The following is a 23,724-nucleotide window of genomic DNA, read 5'->3' as shown; positions in this document are numbered from 1 at the left end:
CCCGCTCTCAACCGTTTATAACGACAACGCCCCCCTGTTCGATGAGCAGGGGGGCGTTGTCGTTATGCTGCACTAGTTATCGCCAGCCGCCACCGAGGGCGCGGTAGATATTGATAACAGCCATCATCTGCTGCTGCCGGGTGTCGACCTGATCGAAGCGGGCATCGAGGGCTTCCCGCTGGGTAAGCAGTACCTCCATGTAGTCGGCACGGGCGTTACCAAACAGCGTATTAGCGATGTCAGTCGACTGGGTCAGGGCCAGCACTTCCTGCGTTTTCAGGTCGTAGCTGCTTTGCAGGTTGTTGATATTCGCCAGTTGGTTGGCTACTTCAACGTACGCGTTCAGGATGGTCCGTTCGTAGTTGTAAACGGCCTGCGTCTGCCGGGCGTTGGCGCTTTGATACACCGACTTGATGCCGATCCGGTTGACCAGCGGAGCCGTTAGCCCACCCACCAGCGAATACATCAGCGACTGGGGCGTCGACAGGATGAACATCGGATTGAACGCGGCAAACCCAAGGCCGGCATTGATATCGAGCCGGGGGTAGAAATTGGCGCGGGCCACCTGTACGTCGAGTTTGGCAGCGGCCAGGTCCAGCTCAGCCCGTTTGATGTCGGGGCGGTTGGCCAGCAGCTGCGACGGGATACCCGCGTGCATGATGGCGGGCATCATCGTCGCGAACGACTGCGTCGTCCGGGCTACGGGCTGCGGATACCGACCGACGAGGAAGTTGATCCGGTTTTCCGTTTCCACGATCCGCTGCTGCACCGTAAACTGCCGCTCACGGGTGTTCAGCACCTGCGCTTCAAACCGGCGTACGGCCAGTTCGGTCACGCGGGCGGCTTCCTTCTGAATGCGAACGATGCGGAGGGCGTTGCTCTGAATCTCGATGTTTTCCTTCAGAATTACCAGCTGATTATCGTAGGCCAGCAGTTCGTAGTACGACGATGCTATTTCTCCGATCAGGTTGGTAATCATGAAGTTCCGACCTTCAGTGCTGGCCTGATACCGCAGAATAGCCGACTGCCGGGCGTTGCGCAGCCTGCGCCAGATATCGACTTCCCAGCTGGCAACACCACCGATGGCGAAGTTCGACAGCGGATCCGGGATCTTGCGATCCCGGATGGTCAGGGCTTCTTCCGTGGCCCCTTGCAGCGTGTAGCGGCCCGGCCGGTCGACACCGGCTTCGGCGCGCAGGCCCACGAAGGGCATGTATTCCCCCCGGCGGGCGTTGGCCTCGTTCTGGGCCAGCGTCAGTTCCTGCGTCGTGATGTTCAGTTCCTGGTTGTTACGCAGGGCCTGAGAAATCAGCGAATCAAGGTTTGGATCGGTGAAGAACTGCTGCCATTGCATCAGCCCGGTATTCAGCGAGTCCTCCCCGGTCCGGGTGTTGTAGTTGACCGGAACGGCGCGGTTTTCATTCTTAACGACCAGAGCCGGGGTTTTGCAGGCTGTGAAGGCAACCGACAGCCCAACAACGCCCAGACCTATTGTGGCAATTCGTTTAAACATGGTGCTCGATTTCTTCAGTTAATGGCATTTCTTCTTCACCCCGGATCAGCTTCCGGCCGTCGGCCAGGTGGGCGAATATGTAGTACAGACCGGGGATGATGACGACCCCAAAAATGGTACCGAACAACATACCCCCCAGCGCCGACGCCCCGATGGTCCGGTTACCGATGGCCCCGGCACCCGTCGCGATAATCAGCGGAATCAGACCGGCGACGAAGGCAAACGAGGTCATCAGAATCGGGCGAAAACGAACCTTTGCCCCTTCGATAGCTGCGTTGAGAATCGTGGCCCCCTCCGCTCGTTTCTGCACGGCGAATTCCACGATCAGTACGGCGTTTTTACCGAGCAGACCGATAAGCATGATCAGACCGATCTGGGCGTAGATGTTGTTTTCCAGCCCCAGCAGTTGCAGCGTGAAGAACGAACCGAAGATCCCGACCGGCAGCGAGAACAGTACCGCCAGCGGAATGATGAAGCTTTCGTACTGAGCCGCCAGTACCATGTATACGAAGGCAATCACGATCAGGAACACAACCAGCGACTCGTTGCCCCGGATGGATTCGTCGTACGACAAGCCTTCAAAAGCCACGTCGTAGCCTTTCGGCAGCGTCTTGGCCGCTACCTCCCGGATGGCCGCAATGGCATCGGCGGTGGTGTAGCCTTTGGCGGGCAAACCCTGAATAGCCGACGAGTTGTACAGGTTGAACCGGGTAATCTCGTTTGGTCCCTGCCCTTTCTTCAGCTTCATAAAGGCCGAGTACGGCACCATTTCACCCTCGTCGTTTTTCACGAACAGGTTCAGCAGGTCAGACGGTAACCGGCGGAAACTGGGGTCCGACTGCACATATACCTTGAAGAACTGGTTGTACTTGATAAACCCTTGCTCGTAGGTACTACCGATCAGGATGTTCAGGTTGTCCATCGCCTTACCGATCGACACGCCTTTCTGCATCGCCAGCTGGTTGTCGATTTCCAGTTCGTACTGCGGATAGTTGGCCGCGAAGAAGGTGAACAGACCCGTCAGCTCGGGGCGCTTGGCCAGGTTAGCCATGAACTCCTTGTTGATCTTGTCGAACTCGCTGTAGTCGGTATCCGTGTTTTTGTCGAGCAGACGCATCGAGAAACCGCCGGATGTACCAAAGCCGGGAATGGCCGGTGGCTCGAAGAACTCGATGGTCGCGCCCAGATTACGGGTTTTGCCTTCCAGCTCTTCCATGATCTCTTTCACGTTCTTATCCCGCTGCGACCACGTTTTGAGGTTGATCAGACAGGTACCGGCGTTGGAACCCCGACCCTCGGTCATGATCTCGTAACCCGCCAGCGACGATACGGACTCGATACCCGGCACTTCTTCGCAAATCTTCTGCAACCGCCGTGATACCTGGTTGGTCTGCTCCAGCGTCGAGCCCGGCGGGGTCTGGATGATGGCGTAGATCGTACTCTGGTCTTCGTTCGGGATGAAACCCGCTGGCAGCACCTGGTTTTCGAGGAAAATACCCACGCAGAAGCCGCCCAGAATCAGGAACGTCAGCACGCGCCGGCTCACGATCAGCTTCAGAATACCCACATACCAGCCGGTCAGCTTGTCGAATCGCCGGTTGAAGCCATCGATGGCGCGGGTCAGCAGGTTTTTCTTCGGCGGATGGCCGTGGTGATTTTTCAGCAGCATGGCGCACAGTACGGGCGTCAGCGTCAGGGCGATCAGGGCCGAGATAACGATCGAACTGGCCATTGTGATCGAGAACTGCCGGTAGAACGTACCGACCGGGCCGGTCATGAACGAGATCGGCAGGAATACCGACACCATGACGAGCGTGATGGCGATAATGGCTCCGCTGATTTCGCCCAGCACCTGCTTAACGGCCCCAAAGGGCGTCAGATACGGCTTTTCCTCCATCTTGGCGTGCACGGCCTCGACCACCACAATGGCATCATCGACCACGATACCGATAGCCAGTACAAGGGCGAAGAGCGTAATCAGGTTGATGGACAAACCGAACGCCTGAATCACGAAGAAGGCACCAATCAGCGACACCGGCACCGCCAGAATCGGGATGAGCGTCGACCGCCAGTCGCCCAGGAACAGGAACACGACGAGGGCCACCAGGATAAAGGCGTCGCGCAGCGTATCGATAACCTGCTCGATCGACGCGTCTAGGAAGTTCGATACGTCGTAGCTGATTTTGTAGTCGACACCCGGCGGGAACGACTCTTTCATCACTTCCAGCTTCTCTTTTACTTCGTCGATTACGTCGCTGGCGTTACTGCCGTAGTTCTGCCGCAGGACGATAGCCGCCGACGGGTGGCCGTCGAGGTTGGAGTAGATGTTGACGAATTCGCTACCCAGTTCGACGCGGGCAATGTCGCGCAGGTGAATGCTTTCCCCCGCCGAGTTGGCCCGGATAATAATGCCTTCGTACTCTTTCGGGTCGCTATACCGGCCCTTGTAGGTCAGTACGTATTCCAGCGACTGAGCCGCGATACCGGAGCTTTGCCCGAGTCGGCCCGGCCGCCCAATGATGCTTTGTTCGCCCATTGCCTTCATCACTTCCTCCACGGAAATGTTGTAGGCCCGCATCCGGTCGGGGTTCAGCCATACGCGCATAGCGTACCGGCGGCTACCCAGAATCTGCGCCCGCGCAATACCCTTCGTCCGCTGGATTTCGGGGATCATCTTCACCGTGGCGTAGTTGAACAGGAACTTTTCGTCGATGTTCTTGGCCGTCGAGAAGAGGTTGACGTACATCAGCATACTCGGCTGAATCGGGGTGATGATAACCCCTTCGCGCTGTACCAGTTCGGGCAGCAGCGGCATCACCTGGTCGACACGCGTTTTTACCCGAACGACGGCGTCGTTGGGGTCGGTGCCGGGTTCGAAGATGATCCGGAGGGTGGCTTCACCGGCACTGGTGGCGTCGGTAGCGATGTAGCGCATATCCTGCACCCCGTTGAGGGCCTGCTCCAGCGTAATCAGCGTCGATTTAACCAGTACGTCGGCGCTCGATCCGGGATAGTCAATGAAGATGTTGACCGTGGTGGGGGCAATGTCGGGAAACTGCGAAATCGGCAGTTTCTTGATCGCCAGCACCCCGACAAAGACGATCATGACCGAGATCACGATCGCGAATACGGGTCGTTTGATGAATTTTGTGAACATGTCTTCTGATTTTAGACTCGCTGATTATTCGGCGTACAGACCCAGATTCGAGATCACACTTTGTGGCTTCTCGAATTTGTAAGCGATTTTTTCATTCTCTTTCACCTGACGCAGTCCTTCCAGCAGAATCTTGTCGTCTTTGTTCAGCCCGGAGCTGATGACGAAGATGTGCGGCATTTCGGCGGCTACTTTAATCTCTCTCGACCGCACTTTATTGTCTTTGTCGATCACGTAAACGTACTTCTTCTCCAGCACCTCGAACGTGGCTTTCTGCGGGATAATCACGGCGTTTTTGATGGGCACCTTCATCTCGATGTTACCCGTTTCGCCGTGCCGCAGCAGCCCTTTGGGGTTGGGGAACGTAGCCCGGAATTCAATGTTACCGGTCGCGTTGTTGAAGTCGGCTTCGATAGTCTGCACCTTGCCCGGATATGGGAAGAGCTTGTTGTTAGCCATTTTGAGGCCAACGCTGCTCAGATTTGCCTCGCTGGTTTTGTCTTTCAGATCGAGGTATTCGGCTTCCGGCACGTTGAAATACACCCACATCTCGCTATTGTCGGACAGGGTGGTGAGCAGATCGCCTTCGTCGACGAGGCTGCCGAGCCGCACCTGAAACCGGTCCATGATACCGCTGAACGGAGCCCGGATTTTGGTAAAGCCCAGGTGCGCCTGCGCCATCGACACATCGGCTTTAGCTTTGTTGAATTTGGCGTTGGCCATCGCCAGTTCGGTCGGGGCCACGATCTTGCTGTCGGCCAGTTTTTTGGTGTTCTGGTACTCGATGTCAGCGTAGTTGGCTTCGGCTTCCGCCTTCTGCAATTCAGCTTCGTAGAGTTTGGGCATGATCTGGAACATCATCTGCCCCTGATTGACGGACTGCCCTTCGTCGACGTAGATGTTCTGAATGTAGCCCCGCTGCTGCGCCCGCATCTCGATGTGGCGGATAGCCCTGACCTGACCGACGTACTCTTTGGTAATTGTCGTGTCTTTCTGAAGTGGACTGGTTACCTGATACTCGACCGCTTCCTGCTTTTCTTCTTCTTTCTTAGCGCAACTGGCCAGGCATAGTACCATGCTCAGGCTCATCAGCACAAGGCTTTTTTTCATGATGGTTGTATGTTGAAAGGTGGACTGTACCACGGCAAAGAAATTATATTGGTTAATTGATTGATTTGAGGATGAGCCGTTGTGGCTGAACTTGTTAGCGGTTGGATGGCGGGTGCTGAACGGCAATTGCCGGACCCTGCCGGGTTTCGCCGGGGGGTGCGTTGGGTGCCTGCGCCAGGCGAAGAATAAGGCTGTCTTTCTGCTCGTTGGCCCGCCGGCATTCGGAAAGTTCCTGCTGCCAGACCATGTTGTCGATGGGCTGGTAAGCGTCGCTCAGCTCGGCCGCGCGTATGCGTTCGAGGTGGCTTTTTTCGTACAATAGAAACCCGTTGAACACCAGCGAAAGCGCCAGTGCCAGCCCAAAGCCATAAAGCAGAATGGATGCGGTCCGACGGTCGGCCGACCGCCGGACGTCGGATTGGCGAACGGGGATATTTGGGAGTTTCATAACCTTGTATCGGTGCTGAACTGATACAAAGGAACCGCCCGGTTATTAAAACGGCCTGAGAAGGAAATTAGAAGATATTAGAAAGGTCGGTGCGGACCCGCCCAGTCCAAACCGCTTTCGGATGCCCGGCAGCGCGCGGGCTCAGGCCTGCGCTGGCAGGTAAACGCTGAACGTAGCCCCTCCCCCGGCTGGCTGTGGGCCGTAATCGTACCGCCGTGATTGGCGGCTACCCGCTGGCAGATCGCCAGTCCGATGCCCGTGCCTTCGTACTCACCCTTGCCGTGCAGCCGCTGAAAAACCTGAAAAATCCGGTCGACGTATTTGGGGTCGAAACCGATCCCGTTGTCTTTCACGTCGATTCGGTAGTACGCCCGGGTCGAACGGGCCGGATGCACCCCGACGGGCAACTGATCGGCTGGCACCAGCGCCGTCTGAACCTGAAGAACGGGCGTTGTATCTGCCTTTCGGAATTTTAACGCATTGCTCAGTAGATTCTGAAATAGCTGGCTCAGCTGAGCGAAATCGCCGGAAACCGTCGGCAACTCATCCACCAGCAGCACCGCTCCTGTCTCGTTAATCGACAGTTCCAGATTCGTCCGCACTTCCGCCATGACTTCGGTGAGCGGAACCGGGTGGTTTGCTTCCTGGTGGGTATCGATCCGCGAATAGGTCAGAATATCCCGAATCAGCGTCGACATCCGGCTGGCAGCCGACTGCATCCGCTCGATATAGGCGACCGATTCGGAATCGAGCGCTTGTTTGGTCTGGCGCAGCTGGAGCAGGTTACCAAACTGCTGAATCTTGCGCAGCGGCTCCTGCAAATCGTGGCTGGCTACGTAGGCAAACTGTTGCAGATTATCGTTCGAGCGGCTCAGCAACCGGTTGGCTCCTTCCAGTTCTTCATTGATGGCCGCGTACTCTTCGTTGCTGGCGGCCAGCTCTTCATTCGCCGACGCCAGTTCGTACGTCCGGTTCTCAATCTGGTGTTCCAGATCCTGCGCCAGCTCTCGGTAGCGCGCTTCGCTCTCGGCCAGCGCCTGCTGGGCCAGCACCAGGTCGGTTACCTCGGCGGCCGTGTTCATAACCCCGTACACCTGCCCGTTCTCGTCCAGCACGGGGGTAAAGCTGTAATTGAAGTAAAAGGGCTGTAACCGCCCGTCGATAACAATATCTACCTGCTGATGGCGGGCGTGGAAAGCTACGCCCGTCTGACGAACGCCTTCTACCTGCGCGAAGATCGGCTGACTGGCCAGTTCGGGCAGAATATCCTGATAACTCTTGCCAATTACGTCGTACCCTTTCCCCCACACGTCCATAATAGACCGGTTGGCCAGCTCGATATGCATCCGTTCGCCCACGTAGAGGGCAATGGGAAAGGGCGCGCTCTCCACCAGACTCCGCAACCGCGCTTCGCTGGCAGCAATTGCTTTGCGGGTCAGCACCTGCTCGGTGACTTCATAAACCGAGCAACTGACACCGTTTATTTCGCCGGTAGCGCTGCGTAAAGCCTCGTAAACGTAGTTGTAGTAGCCAGTATAAGGCTGTCCGTAGCGGATCAGATCGAATCGCTCTTCGGTCTGATAAAACGGTTCGCCCGTCTGCCACACGGTGCGTAGGCGCTGCATCTTGTGGGTCGAACCCAGTTCCGGCAGCGCGTCCAGAAACGGCAGCCCTACAACCGATCTGTCGCGGCCCCATATCGACAGCATTGCCTCATTGGCCATGTGAACCGTCATGTCCGGCCCCATAAAGACCACATTGGCAATCGGCGAATGGTAAAACAGACTATCCGCAAAGCGCTGACTCTCCTGAAGTTGCTCGATACTCTCGACGGTCTTTGTCGTTTCGGTGCAGGTTACCAGTACGCCATTGATGTCGCCCTCGTCGTCAGTGAGGGCGCTGAAACAGTACGTCCAGTAGGCGTAGTCCATATGGCCTTCGCGGTAGATCGGCAGTTTCTGATCTTCAAACCAGACGGACTCGCCCCCGGCCATGATTGTGTCGATCATCGGCCCGATAACAGGCCAGGTTTCGGACCAGCTGATGTGACCGGGCTGACCCAGCGAAGACGGGTGTTTGCCTTCGTTGCCCAGACTGGGGCGAAAGGCATCGTTGTAAAAAGTAATCAACGCGGGGCCCCAGAAGATAAGCATGGGAAAGCGGGACGTAAGCGTCATGCGTACCACCGTGCGCAGGCTGACGGGCCACTGATCCAGTTCACCAATGGGCGTTTTGGCCCAGTCGAACTGACGAATTAATGTACTCATTTCCCCATCCGACGGAAGAAACGAGTCAGCTTTTGTATGATTAAAATTCACGAGACACTGTCGAGAAAGGAACTCATCTCGACTAAACACGAGTCGTTGGTCTGCTGTTTGCAAATGGACAAAATCTATCGTCTGACTTTTCGCAAATGGCGCGGTAAAACTATCCCTATATCATTCACGAGCCGCAGGATTACGCACCGGGCCTTCTAGCTGAACAAGTCTTTCATCGCCCGATCAGCTGCGTGGAAGCCGCACATACCATGAACACCACCACCGGGCGGGGTCGACGATGAGCAGACATAGATACCTTTCGCGGAAGTGTTGTAGGGCGACAGGGAGATGACGGGGCGCGTGAAGAGCTGCGTAATATCGAGTCGGCCGCCGTTGATATCGCCCCCGATAAAGTTCGGATTGTACGTCTCCAGCTGGGTCGTGTTCAGCGTATGGCGCGCCAGAATCTGATCGCGGAAGCCGGGCGCAAACCGTTCGATCTGCTGTTCGATGGCGTCGGTTCGGTCAACGGTCGAGCCGTTCGGGACGTGGCAATAGGCCCAGGCGGTGTGCTTCCCGGCGGGCGCGCGGCTGTCGTCGAACAGGCTTTGTTGCGCCAGCAGGACGAACGGCCGGTCGGGGTGGTTACCCGCTGCGGTCTGCTGCTCGGCCAGCCGGATTTCGTCCAGCGTACCCCCAATATGCACCGTACCCGCCTGCCGACAGGCCGATGCCGTAAAGGGAATTGGTCCGTCGAGCGCCCAGTCGATCTTAAAGACGCCCATCCCGTACTGAAACCGTTCGAGTTGCCGCCGATACAGTGTTGAAAATCGATTCCCCGCCAGCGCCAGCATCTGCCGGGGTGTTACGTCGAGCAGTACGGCGCGGGCGGGGGGTAATTCATCCAGTGACCTGACCGGCCAGTTGGTAATGATCGTACCGCCGATGGACTGGAAATACCCGGCTAATGCCTGCGCGATGGCTTCGGAGCCCCCTACCGGTACTGGCCAGTTGTGCCGGTGGCCCACGGTCATGAGCACCAGCGCAATTGCCGAGGTGGTCAGGCTGGTTAGGGGTAACGTCGCGTGAGCCGCCATCCCGGCCAGCAGTGCCTGGGCTTCGGGGGTTTTAAATCGCTTCGCCAGCAACGTGATGGGCTGAATGGCGTTCAGACCGAAGGCGGCAAAGTCGAGGGGATGATTCGGAAAACCCAGCGGCCCCAGCACGTCGGGAGCCAGACCCGGCCAGCGGTCAACCAACGGTTCCAGCAAATCGCGGTAAGTCTGTCCATCGGCTCCCAGCGACCGGGCCGTATCGCCCACCGTACCCCGCAAGGCAGCTGCCCGGCCACCGTCGAGCGGGTGTGCAGCGGCAACCGGTGGCTGTACAAAGCGCAGCCCGAAATCAGCCAGTGGTACGGATTGAAAAAATGGCGACCCGACCGCCATCGGGTGAATAGCCGAGCCGATGTCGTGCCGGAAACCGGGCAGGGTTAGTTCCGCCGATCGTAGCCCGCCCCCGACCGTTTCCTTTCCTTCGACAAGCAGTACCGACAGGCCCGTCCGCTGTAGGGTAATGGCCGCAGCCAGCCCGTTCGGTCCCGCTCCGACGACGACCGCATCGTATGTTGATTGACTCAAAATTCAAATGTTTTTAGGAGTTGTGCTGTGCTGCCGACCAGCCACACCAGCCGAGCAGACAGCGTTACCGTGTTTCGGGTCGGTGCAGCACGCGGCCGTCCCGTTTGATTTGCCAGGCGGTTATGGGGTTCATGTGGTAGCCACTGTTACCTCCCCGCGCATCGAGCAGTTGCCGGTAGGTAGGCTGCACATAACCTGTACTGTCGATAGCCCGGCTCATGATTTCGGTCTCGTCGCCGTTCCAGTGCCAGAGCAGTCGGAAGCGGGTATGTGCTTTATCGAGTACCGGCTGTTGCAGCGTGGCCACCTGCCAGCTTTTTCCCGCGTCGGTACTGACCTCAACCCGCTCGACGGTACCCCGCCCACTCCAGGCCAAGCCCCGAATCTCGATCCAGCCCCGCTGCACGGGAGCCGGATAAGCCGGAAACGTAATGATCGAGCGGGCGTCGATATCGAAGCTGAACTGGCGAATTTTGCCCTCGCCAACGGCCTCCGTGTATTTCGATGTTTCTTCACGAGTCTGCCAGGGCGCGTCGCCGAGCTCGAGTCGGCGTAGCCATTTCACGCTTGTATTTCCCTCCCAGCCCGGCAGAAACAGCCGTACCGGATAGCCCTGTTCGGGTCGTAGGGCTTCGCCGTTCTGAGCGTAGGCGACAATAGCATCGTCCCAGCCTTTCTGCACGGGTATGCTCCGCGTCATCAAAGCTGCATCGCCCCCTTCGGCCAGAAACCAGCGCGCGCCGGGTTTAATGCCCACCTCCCGAAACAGCGTTGCCAGCGATACGCCTGTCCACTCGCTTTGGCTCGTCAGGCCGCAGATGTCCTGTGGACTCAAGGTTTCCTTGCCAGTCCGGAAGTTGCCGGAGCATTCCAGAAAGGCGATGCGTGACACCGACGGAAAGCGTTTCAGATCAGCCAGGGTAAACACAAGCGGTTTGTCGACCATACCGTGAATCAACAGTTCGTGCTTCGCCGGGTCGATGGCCGGAACGCCGTTATGGTGCCGCTCGAAGTGAAGGTCAGACGGTGTCAGGATACCATGCAAATCCTGTAACGGCGTCCGCGACGAAATATCCGATGGGCTTTTCACCAGCTTCTCAAACGGCGACCGCGTCCCAACCTGACCGGGCGGAATACCTGGTGGAGCGCCACCCGGCTGCTTGGTTGGGTCATCGGCCCAGAACTGTTCTATCGGGACACCCACCTGCACCGCTTTGCCCGTAGCCGTCTGCGCAATGGCAACAGCGGCCGTAGCAGCCCCACTTAGCCATGTCCGACGATTTACTTTTTTCATAGAAAAGGGTTTTGACAGGATTGCAGGATTTCGGATGGGTCAAAGAATTGGTAGTTCAACCGGCAGCCCGACTGCAATCCTGTAAATCCGCCCGGCGGCCCGGCTGTAATCCTGTCAAAAATTTTGTCTGTTACCGGATTTCGGGGCCACCGCGTCGGTCGTCCGGGATAAATAATTTCTGGGCAGGCATCACCACCTTCGGTAAGGTCTGCGCGGTAATGACCGCTTTCTCGTCGATGATGCCATTCGCGTGGAGCAGGTAGGCGGTCAGGTGGTAAACCTCCTCGTCGGTTAGCGAACCGGGCTCGTTGAACGGCATGGCCCGGCGGACATAGTCAAAGACCGTTGTCACGTAGGGCCAGTAGTTGCCGATGGTTTTGTCGGGCCGTTTACCCACAACAGCTGTGGTGGCCGTAGTTGTCGTCACCAGGGCTCCACCGGGTCCGCCCGTTCCCCCGACACCGTGGCAGACGGCACATTTAGTCGCGAAGATAGTCTTACCTCGTACGGCCATTCCAGCCCCCGCCGGTAACCCCTTCCCGTCGGGTCGCACGTCGATGTCCAGCCGGGTTAGCTCAGCCGTTGTAGCCGGTCGACCAAAGCCAAAGCGAACGGGCGTAGGGATGGTGTCCAGTGAACGGGTTTGCGCGGAGGGGGTCAACGGAAACCTTGTCGTCGGGCGAAAACCAGCCATCAACCCAACCATACCCAGCAGGAAACCAGCACGCCAGCATGTTCTGTTCGTCATCAGCAGCGAGCGGCTTAGTGATCGCCTTTATACTGCTCACCGGCCCGGATAGCTACCGTCAGGCGGTTTTCTTTCGGCGGGGTCGGGCAGGTGGCGTAGGGCGTAAAGGCGCAGGGCGGGTTGTAGGCTTTGTTGAAATCCAGGTCGACAAGTCCGTTGGCGTCGGGTCCTTTCAGGTCCAGAAAACGCCCCCGCCATAGGTCTCGTGCCGGGTCGTCTGATCGGCGAAGACCACAAACAGATGTTCGGCGGTACCCGTCGGAATAAGCATCTGTTCTTTCCCGTCAACAGTGAACACCAGCCGACCGGGAGAGTCTTCCTGCGACGCCCGACCCGTAATGTCGACAATACCGATTTTTTCGCCGGTCGTTGGTACAAACTTCGCTTTCACGCGCCATTGCTCATTGATTGGAAACGTGGGAATGCCGGCAAACGCTTTCACCTCCGGGCTTTCCAGATCGCGCAGCCGCACCGCAAACTTGTCGCCCCGCTTGATAATGAACCAGCGCAGCGACTGATGTTCCAGCACTACCGGTTTGGTGTATGGAAATACCTCGTGCTGCGTCACCGGTTGCCCGGCCACCGAGACAGCCGCGTTAGGGGCTGCGTCGAACGTAACGGTGCCGTTCTTTAGCGTCAGCTTACCCAGTGATGCTTTGCTGTGGTCGGACGGGAAGACGATGCTGTTTTTATCGCTGCTGCCCAAGGTATTTTCACCTTCTTTCAGCCAGAACAGCCCTGCTAGATTCAGCCAGCCGTTTTCACTTTTCAGGCCTTCAATTCGTTTCTTCTGCCAGTCCCGGATACTTTCTTCGTAAGGCGTATCGGCCGTGAACGCCAGCGTTGACAAGAGCGCCAGCAGGATCGCGATTAGTTTGTGCAGTGATTTCATAGCTTGTTCGGTTGATCGATAAATGAATTACGTGTGTGAGTTTGGAGGGGTGGGATGGCCCTAACCTCACCCCCGGCCCCTCTCCTAAAACAGGAGAGGGGTTTTGTAAACGACAGACAATATTTTACCACTTACTCTCTTCAAAATAGACTAACAGTTACAGTATTGCATGCTACTAGTCACCCCTCTCCTGTTTTAGGCGGTCCGCCGTCGCGGGAGGGGCCGGGGACGGTCGGCCGCTGCCGTGAGGCCACCTCAATACGCCCCCGCATTGAGCGTGCTCTTCGACAAGGCGTAGTTGCGCTGCACACGGTCGAGCACGACCCGAATCGAGTCGTTCGTTTCGCTGACGCCCGTCAAAACTACGTGCGAACCGTCGGTGGTCTGGTAATGCAGGACCATATGCTTACGGGTACCGTCTTCCCGATCCGCTTCTGATTTGATGCCTTTCGTGCGTCGGGTACTGCGGGCCAGCGCGTCGATTTTGGCGTCTTCGTCGCCGATGCGGGCGCGGGCGTCGGCGGGTATCCAGTCAGCAGCCGGTTTCTGTTTCTTTTTAGGTTTGTCCCGCACCAGATCCGCCGACAGTCGCTCGCTCCGGTCCGACTGCGGACGGTATTTATCCTGCAAGTACAGTACGTGGTTCGTTGAATCAGCATCGTAGTAGAACATCCGTTGCCCACCGCCAACGCCCGTTAGCTCGAACGTCCGGTTGAGGTCACGCATGGGCGAGCCGCCCCCGTTCGAGAGATCCAGCGGGGTGGGCCGGTTCACCTTGAACGTTAGTGTCGACCAGTTTTCGAAGGTCGCTTCCTGCCAGCGCACCGTGTCCGACGGCGATTCCGGAACGAGCTGATTGTTTAGCCGGAATTCCGTCACGGCGTAGTTACCACGCAGTTCCGACAGTCCTTTCTGTGCGGGTTGTTTGTACGGGTCGTAGCGAAAGTTGACCCATTGTACCCAGAACAGCAGCACTAAAAAAATACCGATGGCCGCCGTTTTTAGGGTCACCCGGCTCACCTGCTGCCAACCCGAAAAACGGGGGCGAAGTAGTGCGGCACCGTTGGCCGCTCCCGGATCAGGAGGTTGTACAGATCGGGAATGTAATAGGCCAGTAGAAAGCCGGCCAGCAGTACGAAGTACGAACTATAGACATGAACGCCCCCATCGTACGCCAGATTGACGTACACGATGTCGGCCAGCGCGCCGAACAGCAGCACCGCCCCCAGAAGGTCGTTGCCCGGAAGAACAGCAGCGCCCCGGCCAGCACCTCGACTACCCCGGCGAATACCTCGTACCAGGGAACGATACCGATGGACAGCCAGTAAATTTTCTGCGCCGTCAGGTCGCCGAAGTTCGTGTTCAGCAAACCCAGCGACGGGTACGGCAACTGCGTCGGCATCAGCTTGGTAAAGCCAAAGCCGATGATACCAATGCCCGCCCGGTAGCGCACCAGCACCCGCAGCCAGTAATACAGCGTCTGGTAGTTAGCGGGCTCAGCCTTCCGCTGCCGCACGACAGCGGTCCAGAGCAGACCACCCACGACAGCAACCAGCAACAGAAACACCCACTCGCCATACCCCAGCCAGACCGGCCACCACGATACGCGGCCGAGGATGTTCGGTTGGAAACGGGCGATGTCATACAGGTCGCGGTAGTGCGGGTGCAGCCAGTCGAGGGTAAACAGGTTTTTGAACCACTCGCCCCCCGTTGGCAGGCAGACGAGCACGAAAAAAATGAGCGCGATGCGAAAGGCGATCTTCTGCGCCGATGTCCAGACGGACGATGGATCGGCCGTCGGCGCTGCCTGCGTTGGTACCGTACTGACCGGCGTATCGAGAGAGGAAGTAGCCATAGGAATGTTTTTTTACAAGGTCAGTGCGCCCCGCCGACCGGCTTTGGCGGCTTCGTCGATCAGGTACTTTTTAGCTCGCTTCTCCAGCACGACGTACACCGAATCGCGGTCTTCGTTCAGGCCCGATAGCGTGATGCCCTGGGGTGTCGGGCGGTCGTAGTGCAGGTGCAGCGTTTCACTGGCGTGGTTCGGGTTGCGGTTCGTCAGCGTCAACACGTGCCGGGTCGAATCAATCTGGTACTGGTAGTAATGGCGCCCCTGCGAGCCAGCCTGTTCATACGTCCGGTCGGCGTCGGCAGCGTGAATTTCCTCGGTATTCTGCGCATCCAGTTTAACCGGCCGGTTCGACTTTATGCTGATCGTGTTCCAGGTTTCGAATACGACATCCTGCCAGCGCACCGAGTCCTGCCGGGCGTACGGAATGGTCTGTCCGTGCAACCGAAACTCGGTCACGGTGTAGATGCCGGCCGCACCAGGTAGCCCGGCCGTTTGCGGAAACTGGTATGGGCCCGTGCGGTAAGCCGCATACGTTCGGTAGCCGTATACCCCTACCATCAGCACGATAAACGCCGTTTTGACTAGTAACCGGGCGGTGCGCTGCCAGCCGGTAAACACGGGTCGATACCGCGCTGGAGTAGCCACCATTTCCAGCGATACGAGCCGAAACAGCCGCACGGCGTCGAACGCAAACAGGGCCAGTGCGAACGTAATTAGCAGGAAACTGTAGATGTGCTCACCACCTTCATAAGCCAGGTTCGAGACAAAGACATTGCCCAGAAACGGCAGGATAATCAGCAGTCCGATCGGCGTGGTCCGGCGATTTAGTAGCAGCAAACCACCCAGAATCTCGACCAGTCCCAGAAACGATTCGTAGGACGGTACCACGCCCAGACTCAGCGAGAATAGCTTCCAGGCCGTAAAATCACCGTAGGCCGTGTTCAGGTTGCTGATCGACGGGTAGGGTGCCTGCAACGGAAACAGTTTAATGAATCCGTACGCCAGTACACCAAACGCCAGCCGGTACCGCAGCACCACCCGCAGGGCATAATACAGACCATCGTAATTGGCTTGTTTTTTTGATCGCCAGCTCCAAACCAGCGTACCCAACAGCGCAATCTGCGCCACAATAGCCCAGTCGGCGAACGTATCGGCCGCCACGCCATAGCCAAAGAACCGGGGAGCGTACCGCGATAGGTTGAACAGATCCCGGTAGAAGCCGCTACCCCAGTCCAGCGTAAGCAGATCGCGGTAGAAGCGCCAGTCAAGCGGGACGGCCTGTAGGATGAAGTACAGGAAAGCGAAGCGGAACCCGACCCGTTCTGCCGGTGTCCAGCTAGCCGGAACCGTTGATTCAGCAGCAATGGTAGGGCGTTGAATTGGCGTACGCGTTTCCCAGGCAGGGTGCCAGTCGGGCACGACGATGCTATTGAGTTTGCTCATGCGACTACGCGTTTCAGAGAGTGGCCAGCGCCTGCTCGATGTCGTCTTTGATATCGTCGATATGTTCGATGCCTACGGAAAGCCGCAGTGCCGTTGGTGCGACGCCAGCCCCCGATTGTTCTTCCTCGTTAAGCTGCGAGTGCGTCGTCGATGCGGGGTGAATGATCAGCGTTTTGGAGTCGCCCACGTTCGCCAGGTGACTGATCAGTTTCAGGCCATTCACGAATTTTTCGGCGCGTGCCTTGTCGCCTTTCAACTCGAACGACAGCACACCGCCAAAGCCGCGTTGCAGGTATTTCTTCGCCAGCGCGTGATAGGGATTGTCGGGCAGACCCAGGTAATTTACGCTGGCTACCTGCGCGTGTTGCCGTAGCCACTGCGCCAGCGCGTTTTGCGTTGTCCGTTCGATGCGCAGTGTCAGCGTCTCAAGCCCCTGCAACAGCAGAAACGAATTGAACGGACTCTGCGACGGCCCCCAGTCGCGCAGCCCCTCTACCCGCGCCCGGATGATGAACTGGATATTGCCAAACGGCCCGCCAAGGCCAAACACGTCGTTTAGCACCAGCCCATGGTAGCTCGGCGACGGCTCGGTAAACTGCGGGTAGTTGCCGTTGCCCCAGTTGTATTTCCCGGAATCGACGATAACGCCCCCGATTGTCGTCCCATGGCCACCAATCCACTTCGTTGCTGACTCTACGATGATGTGTGCCCCGTAGTCGATGGGTCGGGCAATGGCCCCAGCCGCCCCGAAGGTATTGTCGACGATCAGCGGCAGGTCGTATTTTTCGGCCAGACGGGCAAAAGCCTCGAAATCGGGCACGTTGAAGCCGGGATTGCCAATGGTTTCCAGGTACAGAAACTTCGTCCGCTCATCGATCAGCTTCTCGAAACTCTCGACCTTGTCGCCGTCGGCAAAGCGCGCTTCGACGCCGATGTTTTTGAACGAATTCTTAAACTGGTTGTACGAGCCGCCATACAGATAAGTTGTCGTGACGAAGTTGTCGCCGACGGTCGTGATGTTGTTGATGGCGATAAACTGTGCCGCGTGACCGGAAGCAACCGCCAGTGCCGCGACGCCCCCTTCCAGCTCGGCTACCCGCTTCTCGAACACCTCATTGGTGGGGTTCATGATGCGGCTGTAGATGTTGCCGAATTCTTTCAGCGCGAACAGGTTGGCACCGTGCGTCGTGTCGTTAAACGCGTAGGACGTCGTCTGATAAATGGGAACAGCTCTGGCGTTGGTGGTTGGATCAACCTGCTGACCGCCATGCAATTGAATAGTTTCGAAGCGCATAATTTGGTACGTTAAGAGGATTGTTTTTGGTGTTTCACCTCACCCCCGGCCCCTCCCGCGACGGCGGACCGCCTAAAACAGGAGAGGGGGGCAAGACAGGAAAACATAGATCATCAGACGTCTCATGTCAGCAATGTCTGCTAGTCACCCTTCTCCTGTTTTAGGCGGTCCGCCGTCGCGGGAGGGGCCGGGGACGGTCGGCCGCTGCCGTGAGGTCAGCACGGTCAGTTACTTCGCCGGTTCGTTCGGTCGCTGGGGCGCGCGCGAAAGCACCGTACGGGTTTGCAGGTCAAATTTTTGTCCCTTGCCGAGGTAGTAGAATGGCCCGCCCGTACTGTTCTGCCCCGACGGGTACTGCGCGCTGCTGGCAATCTGCTTGGCGTCGTAAATGCCGACGTACGAAGCGCCCAGTACCTCGAACGTGTTTTGCTGTACGACCACGGCTGTTCCTTCATCGATACCTAGTCCCAGCAGGTCGGGCCGATCTTTGATAACAGGAATTAGATCGAACTGCCGGTTCCGGCGCATGACGTGCTGATCGATAGTGACGTTGTGGATGAAATCCAGCCCCTGTGTGTGGTCGCCGATCATGATCGAGTTGCCTTTCGTGTCGCCACGCACCATGAACGAGCCCTGAATTGTGCCCCCGCCGACGTCCCGCCGATGACCCCGCCCCGCGCCAGCAGCGCATTGAATTCTTTGTGCGCCAGCGTGTTGAGATAAGAATCAGCCAGTCGCCAGTGTCGCCCACCCACAAACCAGATACCAGTCGCCTGTTTCAGGGGCGCAACGAAGGCTTCGGTGTTGGCAACTTTCGGATCGCGGGTATGGAGCAGCGCCAGCTTTGTTACGCCCAGTTTCTTCAGCGTTTCATATTCACGGGGCGTACCATTCGCCGACGAGTCTTCCCCCGCCGTTGGAATCACGACAATGTTGGCGGTAGTTTTACCACCGGCCAACTCAACGAAGCGGTTCCAGATGTCGGGCGTAATGGCCCCGCCCCCAACAATCACCAGCGCACCCTTTTCGGGGCCAACAAATTTGGGTTGGGCTGCTGGCGATTGTGCCGCACTGGACTGTGCCGCACTGGACTGTGCCCGGCCAGACAGGCTGATGCTTAGCAGGAAACTAATAATGAGCAGTTGCTTTTTCATGTGTTTTTGGAATTGAATGTTTTGTGGTGCTTTATGGAAGTAACCTCACCCCCGGCCCCTCTCCTAAAACAGGAGAGGGGTGACTAGCAGACACACATTATACATAAGATCGTCTTTCGGCATCAAGGTTTCCCGTCTCATCTCCCCTCTCCTGTTTTTAGGAGAGGGGAGATGAGACGGTCGGCCGCTGCCGTGAGGTCAACCCCCAACCTAATACCCCTCATTCTGCGTCAGCGCCTTATCAGCCAGCAGTTCGCTGTTCGGGATCGGGAACACATATTTTCGGGTGTCGGAGATACCCAGCACGGTAGCGACCCGGCCCGTACGAACCAGATCGAACCAGCGGTCGGTTTCGAAGGGAAATTCGACCCGACGCTCATCGCTGATGGCCGTCAGTAGGGCTTCTTTCGTGGCAGCTGTCGACGCGGGTACAGCCGCCCGGCTGCGTACGGCGTTGAGATCGGCCAGCGCGAGTGTCGTTTTGCCAAGTTGCGCCCGTGCTTCCGCCCGGATCAGGTAGAGTTCGGCGATGCGAATGACGTAGGCCGGGTCGGTGCCCAGCGGGTTGCGGTAGTACAGTTTGCCGTACCAGAGATTACCCGGCGCGGCCGTCTGCGCGATGAGTTCCTTCCGGTTACCCCCCACCGTCGCGTCGTTGAGCGATTTGACGAGCGCATCGTTGGGTGCCCACTCCCGCCGACCGCTCAACGCCGGGGGCAACCACCAGTTGTAATGCCCATTCTTGAACGAGTTGCTATACGCGATTTCAAATACCGACTCAGTCGTGGCAACAGCATTGTTGGCGAAGAACGCACTGTATGGCGACACCAGTTTGTAGTTGGTATCGTCGATGAGTTTGGTCGCGTAACTTTCCGCCTGCTCCCACTCCTGCCGGTACAGATGATACCGCGCCCGCAGCGCCCAGACCGTCTTACGGGTAAATCGGTTGCGGTTGGTCGTGTTGCTCAACAGCGGCTCGGCAGTGGTTAAATCCTTGAGTACCTGCGCGTATGTGTCGGTCAGGCTGCTGCGCGGAATACCCGTGTTGTCGGTTGGCGCATAGGTAGCTTTCAGAATCAGTTGCACGCCACCCCAGCCCCGCGCCAGATCAAAATACGACAGCGCCCGCATGGCATAGGCTTCGCCCAGTATCTGATTTTTGCGGTCGGCCGTCAACTGCGGGTCCGACAGGTTAGGGACGGTTTCGAGCAGGTAGTTGGCCGCCAGAATCGTCTGGTAGATGGCCGCCCAGGCCGACCCGACGTAGCCGTTGGTCGACGTGACGCGCCGGGCGAAGATTTCCTGCGGGGCCGTCTGCGACCCCGTCCAGTTGATGTCGCCCCCCGACAGGTACGACAGCGCCGGGAAGTTCGAGCCGTAATAACTATCGTTGCCGAGTCGGTTGTACATGCCGTTGACGGCCGCTTCGGCGGTACTGGCGTTGGTAATGGCCTGTGACTGATCGACCTGCAAGTCAGGCTGAACGTCCAGGAATTGCTGGCAACTGCTGGTGAGTAGCAGAACAGCGGGGAGTATAGAATAGACTATTTTTTTCATGGAAAGACGGAGCGCTGAGATTTTGGTTATCAGCCAGTTACCTTGCTATTTTTCTGTCATCCCGACGTAGGAGGGATCTTCGCTAAAAGGGAATTTTTAATTAGCTACTGAAGATCCCTCCTGCGTCGGGATGACAAAAAGACGTTCGTAAATTTCTGTGGACCAATAGGATGCCTAAATCAGAGCGTGATGTTCAGGCCAAACTGAGCCGTGCGCGGTTGCGGGGGTGTGCCGAGGTCGTAGCCCTGCGTGGTTGGGTTTGCCGTGACGTTTACTTCCGGGTCAGGGCCCTGGTAGCGGCTGAGCAGCCACAGGTTCGAGCCGCTGTAGTAGACGCGGGCCGACGCGATACCGATCCGGTTCAGGATCGCTTTCGGGATGGTGTAACCAATAACCAGCGAGTTCAACCGCAGAAACGAACCATCTTCCACGAAGCGGCTGATCGGACTCAGGTTGTAGTTGGTACCGATGGTCGTTACGCGGGGCACGTCGGTAATGTCGCCCGGCTTCTGCCAGCGGGTCAACTGATTTTTGTTAATGGCCCGCCGTTCATCGCGCGTACCACCCGACTCGTGGAAGAACCGGTTGCTGTTGTAGACCTTGTTGCCCGTCTGGAAATTAAAGAAGATCGACAGGTCGAAGCCCTTGTACGACAGCGTGTTGTTTAGCCCGCCAAACAGCGTCGGCAGCGCGCTGCCGTAAAACTGCCGGTCGTTGGCCGTGATCTGCCCGTCGTTGTTGACGTCCTCATAGACCGCGTTGCCGGTTTGTGGATCGACGTACAGCTGTTTGTAGACGTAAAACGCGTGGAAAGGCTGCCCCTGCTGCATCCGCTCGGCGGAGTAGCTGGCGTCGACCGGGATGGATAGCTGCTCAATCCGGTTGATGTTCGTGGCGATGTTGAAACTCGTGTTCCACTGCAACCCGCCCCGGTTGATGTTCAGCGAGTTGACGGCGAATTCAAGCCCCCGGTTGCTGACGGCCCCGTTGTTCTGGTAAATCGACGCGAAGCCCGAACTCTGCGCCAGTGGCACCTGTAACAGCAGATCGTAGGTGTACTTGTGATAGGCGTTCAGTTCCAGCCCGATGCGGTTATTAAGCAGGCCGACGTTCAGTCCGATATTGGTCTGCCGCGTAGTTTCCCATTTCAGGTCTGGGTTGGCCAGTTGCACCGGAAACGTGCCGGGACTATCCTGGTAGTTAAAGCCGCCACCCCACAGCCCGCGGGCCGCGTAGTTGTCGATACCGTTCTGATTACCGGTATAGCCCACACTCGCCCGCAGTTTCAGGTCGCTTAGAAAACCGACGTCTTTCAGAAAGTTTTCCTGCTTCAGCTGCCAGGCTACCCCCACCGACGGGAAATACCCCCAGCGATTGCCCTCGGCAAACTTCGACGACGCATCGGCCCGCAGGCTGGCTTCGAGGAAGTATTTTCGGGCAAAACTGTAGTCGACCCGCCCGAAAAACGACGTCAGGTTGTAAGCGTACCGATTCGACGAAGCCGTCGTCACCGAGGCCGACGCGATTTGCTTAAACGCGTCCGACGGGAAGTTGGTCCCCTGCGCAAACGTCTGCGTCGATACGTTGCCTTGCAGCGTGTTGCCCAGCAGGGCGCTAAATGTATGCTGCCCGCCAAACGCCTTGCGGTAGTTCAGCGTCTGCTCGTTGATCCAGATGGTATTCGTGCTGATACTCGACGTAGCCAGTCCTTTGCTGGCACTGCCTCGGTTCGTCAGCGTGTTCCAGTATTCGTATTCGTCATAATTATTGTAATCCAGACTCCAGCTACTACGCAGTTTTAGCCCCTTAGTGATTTCGTATTCGCCGTAAATGTTCCCGATGTAGCGCGTACTGATCGAATGCATATCGGTGTTGTTGATCAGCACGTCGAGATTGTCGAAGCCCGCCCATTTAGCGTAGGTACCGTCGTCGTTGAACTTGGGCAGGTAGGTCGGCGTGTGGAGAGCCGCCTGCAAAATCCCCCCTGTGGGCCATCCCCGACGCGGGCATTGGTCCGTTTCGACTGCGACAGGATATTGCTGGTTCCGATCTTGATCTTGTCGGTAATGTCCTGATCGAGGTTCACTTTGAAGCTGGCTCGGTTAAAGTCGTTGGTGCGCAACGTGGCCTGCTGACTGGTGTAGCCCCCGCCGATGTAGTAGCGCGTGTTGGCGTTGCCGCCCGCCACCGACAGATCGTAGTTCTGTAAGGCCCCCGTCCGGAAAATATCGCCCAGCCGGTCGTAGGTTGGTTGTTCCTCCGGCAGTCCCCGCCCGCCTTCGGATTTGGGCCGGAACGGGCGCGTCGCGGCCGATTTACCGTCGTTAATCCAGGCTTCGTTGATGATTGTCGCGTGTTCGGGGCCCGTCACCAGATCCCAGAGTTTGGGTGCCCACGCCTGCCCGCCTGATACGTTGAGCGACACCTTGGGTTTGGCATTGTAAGCTCCGCGTTTGGTCGTAATCAGCACAACGCCATTAGCCGCCCGTGCGCCGTAGATGGCGGTTGCTTCGGCATCTTTCAGAATCGAGATCGACTCGATATCCGCGGGATTGATGTCGGCGAGTGGGTTATTGGCCTGCCCCTGCGTCGTAATTTTTTGAAGCGACTGGTTGTTCACGAACACCCCGTCGACTACGTACAGCGGATCGTTGCTGGCGTTGATCGAGGTTGTCCCGCGAATGCGGAAGAAAATACCGTCGCCCGGCACACCCGTATTGGCGGCTACCTGCACCCCGGCGGCCCGCCCCTGCAACTGCTGATCGAAGCTGGCAACGGGCCGGTTCTTGATCTCGTCGGCGTTCACCTGCGACACCGCCCCACGAGGTCTTTCCGGTCCTGCGTACCGTACCCGACCACCACGACTTCATTCAGTTGCGAAGCCGCTTCGGTCAGTGCAACGGTAATTCTGGGCTGATTACCAACGGTAATCTCGGTCGTCTGATAGCCGATGGCCGAAATCACCAGCACATCGCCCGCTTTGGCGTCGAGCGTAAATTCACCTTTCCCATCGGTGGAGGTGCCCCGGGCTGGATTGCCCCGGGTTTGGCCTTTGAACACAACGTTGGAGCCGGGCAGCACGTCGCCGTCTTTGGCCAGAACGACGCCCGATAGTCGGCTGGCCGTAGTCGACTGAGCCTGTAGCAATTGGACACTGAGCAGCCAGAGAAATCCGCTGAGCAGCGTAAGGTCGGTGATGCGGGATTTGGCAGCAGCCCGCATACGTACACGTTTTTGCATTACTTTGTATTGGTTATGTGAACATGAGGCCTGGCAGGGCCTTATTGTAACCGGCCGGAACGGTGGCAGCCGTTCCGGCCTTTTTTTGCCCTTACCCAGTTGAATAAGGGGCTTTCAGGTTGTTGAT

Annotated in this window: 18 protein-coding genes and 1 pseudogene; all 19 read right to left on the bottom strand. The window is 57.7% G+C overall.

Translation table 11 applies throughout. The features are described 5' to 3' along the window. Window positions 1-76: 76 nt before the first annotated feature. Window positions 77-1,513, bottom strand: a complete 1,437-nt coding sequence (locus HH216_RS16090) for a TolC family protein (RefSeq protein WP_169551731.1) — start codon at window positions 1,511-1,513, stop codon at window positions 77-79. After that, entirely contained in the window at window positions 1,506-4,670 is a 3,165-nt protein-coding gene (locus tag HH216_RS16085; protein WP_169551730.1) for an efflux RND transporter permease subunit, read from the bottom strand. The genes HH216_RS16090 and HH216_RS16085 overlap by 8 nt, the downstream gene beginning before the upstream one ends. 24 nt (window positions 4,671-4,694) lie before the next feature. Next, the gene (locus HH216_RS16080) at window positions 4,695-5,777 is read right to left on the bottom strand and encodes an efflux RND transporter periplasmic adaptor subunit (protein ID WP_169551729.1); all 1,083 of its coding nucleotides are present in this window, start codon (window positions 5,775-5,777) and stop codon (window positions 4,695-4,697) included. A gap of 94 nt (window positions 5,778-5,871) precedes the next feature. Beyond that, window positions 5,872-6,225, bottom strand: a complete 354-nt coding sequence (locus HH216_RS16075) for a hypothetical protein (protein ID WP_254448456.1) — start codon at window positions 6,223-6,225, stop codon at window positions 5,872-5,874. Between the two features lie 77 nt (window positions 6,226-6,302). After that, window positions 6,303-8,492 carry a PAS domain-containing sensor histidine kinase gene (locus HH216_RS16070; protein ID WP_254448455.1) on the bottom strand — a complete coding sequence of 730 codons (2,190 nt, stop codon included), beginning with the start codon at window positions 8,490-8,492 and terminating at the stop codon, window positions 6,303-6,305. Between the two features lie 206 nt (window positions 8,493-8,698). Next, window positions 8,699-10,123, bottom strand: a complete 1,425-nt coding sequence (locus tag HH216_RS16065) for a phytoene desaturase family protein (RefSeq protein ID WP_169551728.1) — start codon at window positions 10,121-10,123, stop codon at window positions 8,699-8,701. Window positions 10,124-10,187: 64 nt separating this feature from the next. Further along, complete coding sequence (soxC, locus tag HH216_RS16060; protein WP_169551727.1) at window positions 10,188-11,417, bottom strand: sulfite dehydrogenase; 1,230 nt, start codon at window positions 11,415-11,417, stop codon at window positions 10,188-10,190. 130 nt (window positions 11,418-11,547) lie between these two features. Continuing rightward, window positions 11,548-12,165, bottom strand: a complete 618-nt coding sequence (locus HH216_RS16055) for a c-type cytochrome (RefSeq protein ID WP_254448454.1) — start codon at window positions 12,163-12,165, stop codon at window positions 11,548-11,550. A gap of 14 nt (window positions 12,166-12,179) precedes the next feature. Continuing rightward, window positions 12,180-13,057, bottom strand: a pseudogene (locus HH216_RS16050) (DUF1684 domain-containing protein). A 255-nt stretch (window positions 13,058-13,312) separates the two neighbouring features. After that, window positions 13,313-14,068 carry a hypothetical protein gene (locus HH216_RS26715; protein ID WP_332871408.1) on the bottom strand — a complete coding sequence of 252 codons (756 nt, stop codon included), beginning with the start codon at window positions 14,066-14,068 and terminating at the stop codon, window positions 13,313-13,315. A gap of 67 nt (window positions 14,069-14,135) precedes the next feature. Beyond that, a complete protein-coding gene (locus HH216_RS26710; protein ID WP_332871407.1) occupies window positions 14,136-14,912 on the bottom strand; it encodes a hypothetical protein in 777 nt (258 codons plus the stop codon). Between the two features lie 12 nt (window positions 14,913-14,924). Then, window positions 14,925-16,352, bottom strand: a complete 1,428-nt coding sequence (locus HH216_RS16040) for a DoxX family protein (RefSeq protein ID WP_254448453.1) — start codon at window positions 16,350-16,352, stop codon at window positions 14,925-14,927. A 13-nt stretch (window positions 16,353-16,365) separates the two neighbouring features. Next, window positions 16,366-17,646 (bottom strand): O-acetylhomoserine aminocarboxypropyltransferase/cysteine synthase family protein, encoded by a 1,281-nt coding sequence (locus HH216_RS16035; protein ID WP_169551726.1) that lies wholly within the window; start codon window positions 17,644-17,646, stop codon window positions 16,366-16,368. Window positions 17,647-17,874: 228 nt separating this feature from the next. Continuing rightward, window positions 17,875-18,270 carry a cyanophycinase gene (locus HH216_RS26705; RefSeq protein WP_332871406.1) on the bottom strand — a complete coding sequence of 132 codons (396 nt, stop codon included), beginning with the start codon at window positions 18,268-18,270 and terminating at the stop codon, window positions 17,875-17,877. Further along, window positions 18,234-18,800, bottom strand: a complete 567-nt coding sequence (locus HH216_RS26700; RefSeq protein ID WP_332871405.1) for a cyanophycinase — start codon at window positions 18,798-18,800, stop codon at window positions 18,234-18,236. Before HH216_RS26700 ends, HH216_RS26705 begins: the two co-directional genes overlap by 37 nt. A 210-nt stretch (window positions 18,801-19,010) precedes the next feature. Continuing rightward, the gene (locus tag HH216_RS16025) at window positions 19,011-20,357 is read right to left on the bottom strand and encodes a RagB/SusD family nutrient uptake outer membrane protein (RefSeq protein ID WP_169551725.1); all 1,347 of its coding nucleotides are present in this window, start codon (window positions 20,355-20,357) and stop codon (window positions 19,011-19,013) included. A gap of 179 nt (window positions 20,358-20,536) precedes the next feature. Next, window positions 20,537-22,333: a SusC/RagA family TonB-linked outer membrane protein gene (locus tag HH216_RS26050; protein ID WP_254448452.1), complete on the bottom strand. Its 1,797-nt coding sequence runs from the start codon at window positions 22,331-22,333 to the stop codon at window positions 20,537-20,539. After that, entirely contained in the window at window positions 22,237-23,172 is a 936-nt protein-coding gene (locus HH216_RS26045) for a TonB-dependent receptor plug domain-containing protein (RefSeq protein ID WP_254448451.1), read from the bottom strand. The genes HH216_RS26050 and HH216_RS26045 overlap by 97 nt, the downstream gene beginning before the upstream one ends. Next, complete coding sequence (locus tag HH216_RS26040; protein ID WP_254448450.1) at window positions 23,160-23,597, bottom strand: carboxypeptidase-like regulatory domain-containing protein; 438 nt, start codon at window positions 23,595-23,597, stop codon at window positions 23,160-23,162. Before HH216_RS26040 ends, HH216_RS26045 begins: the two co-directional genes overlap by 13 nt. Window positions 23,598-23,724 lie beyond the last annotated feature (127 nt).

Source organism: Spirosoma rhododendri, assembly GCF_012849055.1.
GTDB lineage: Bacteria > Bacteroidota > Bacteroidia > Cytophagales > Spirosomataceae > Spirosoma > Spirosoma rhododendri.
This window is presented reverse-complemented; position numbering and strand designations above follow the sequence as displayed.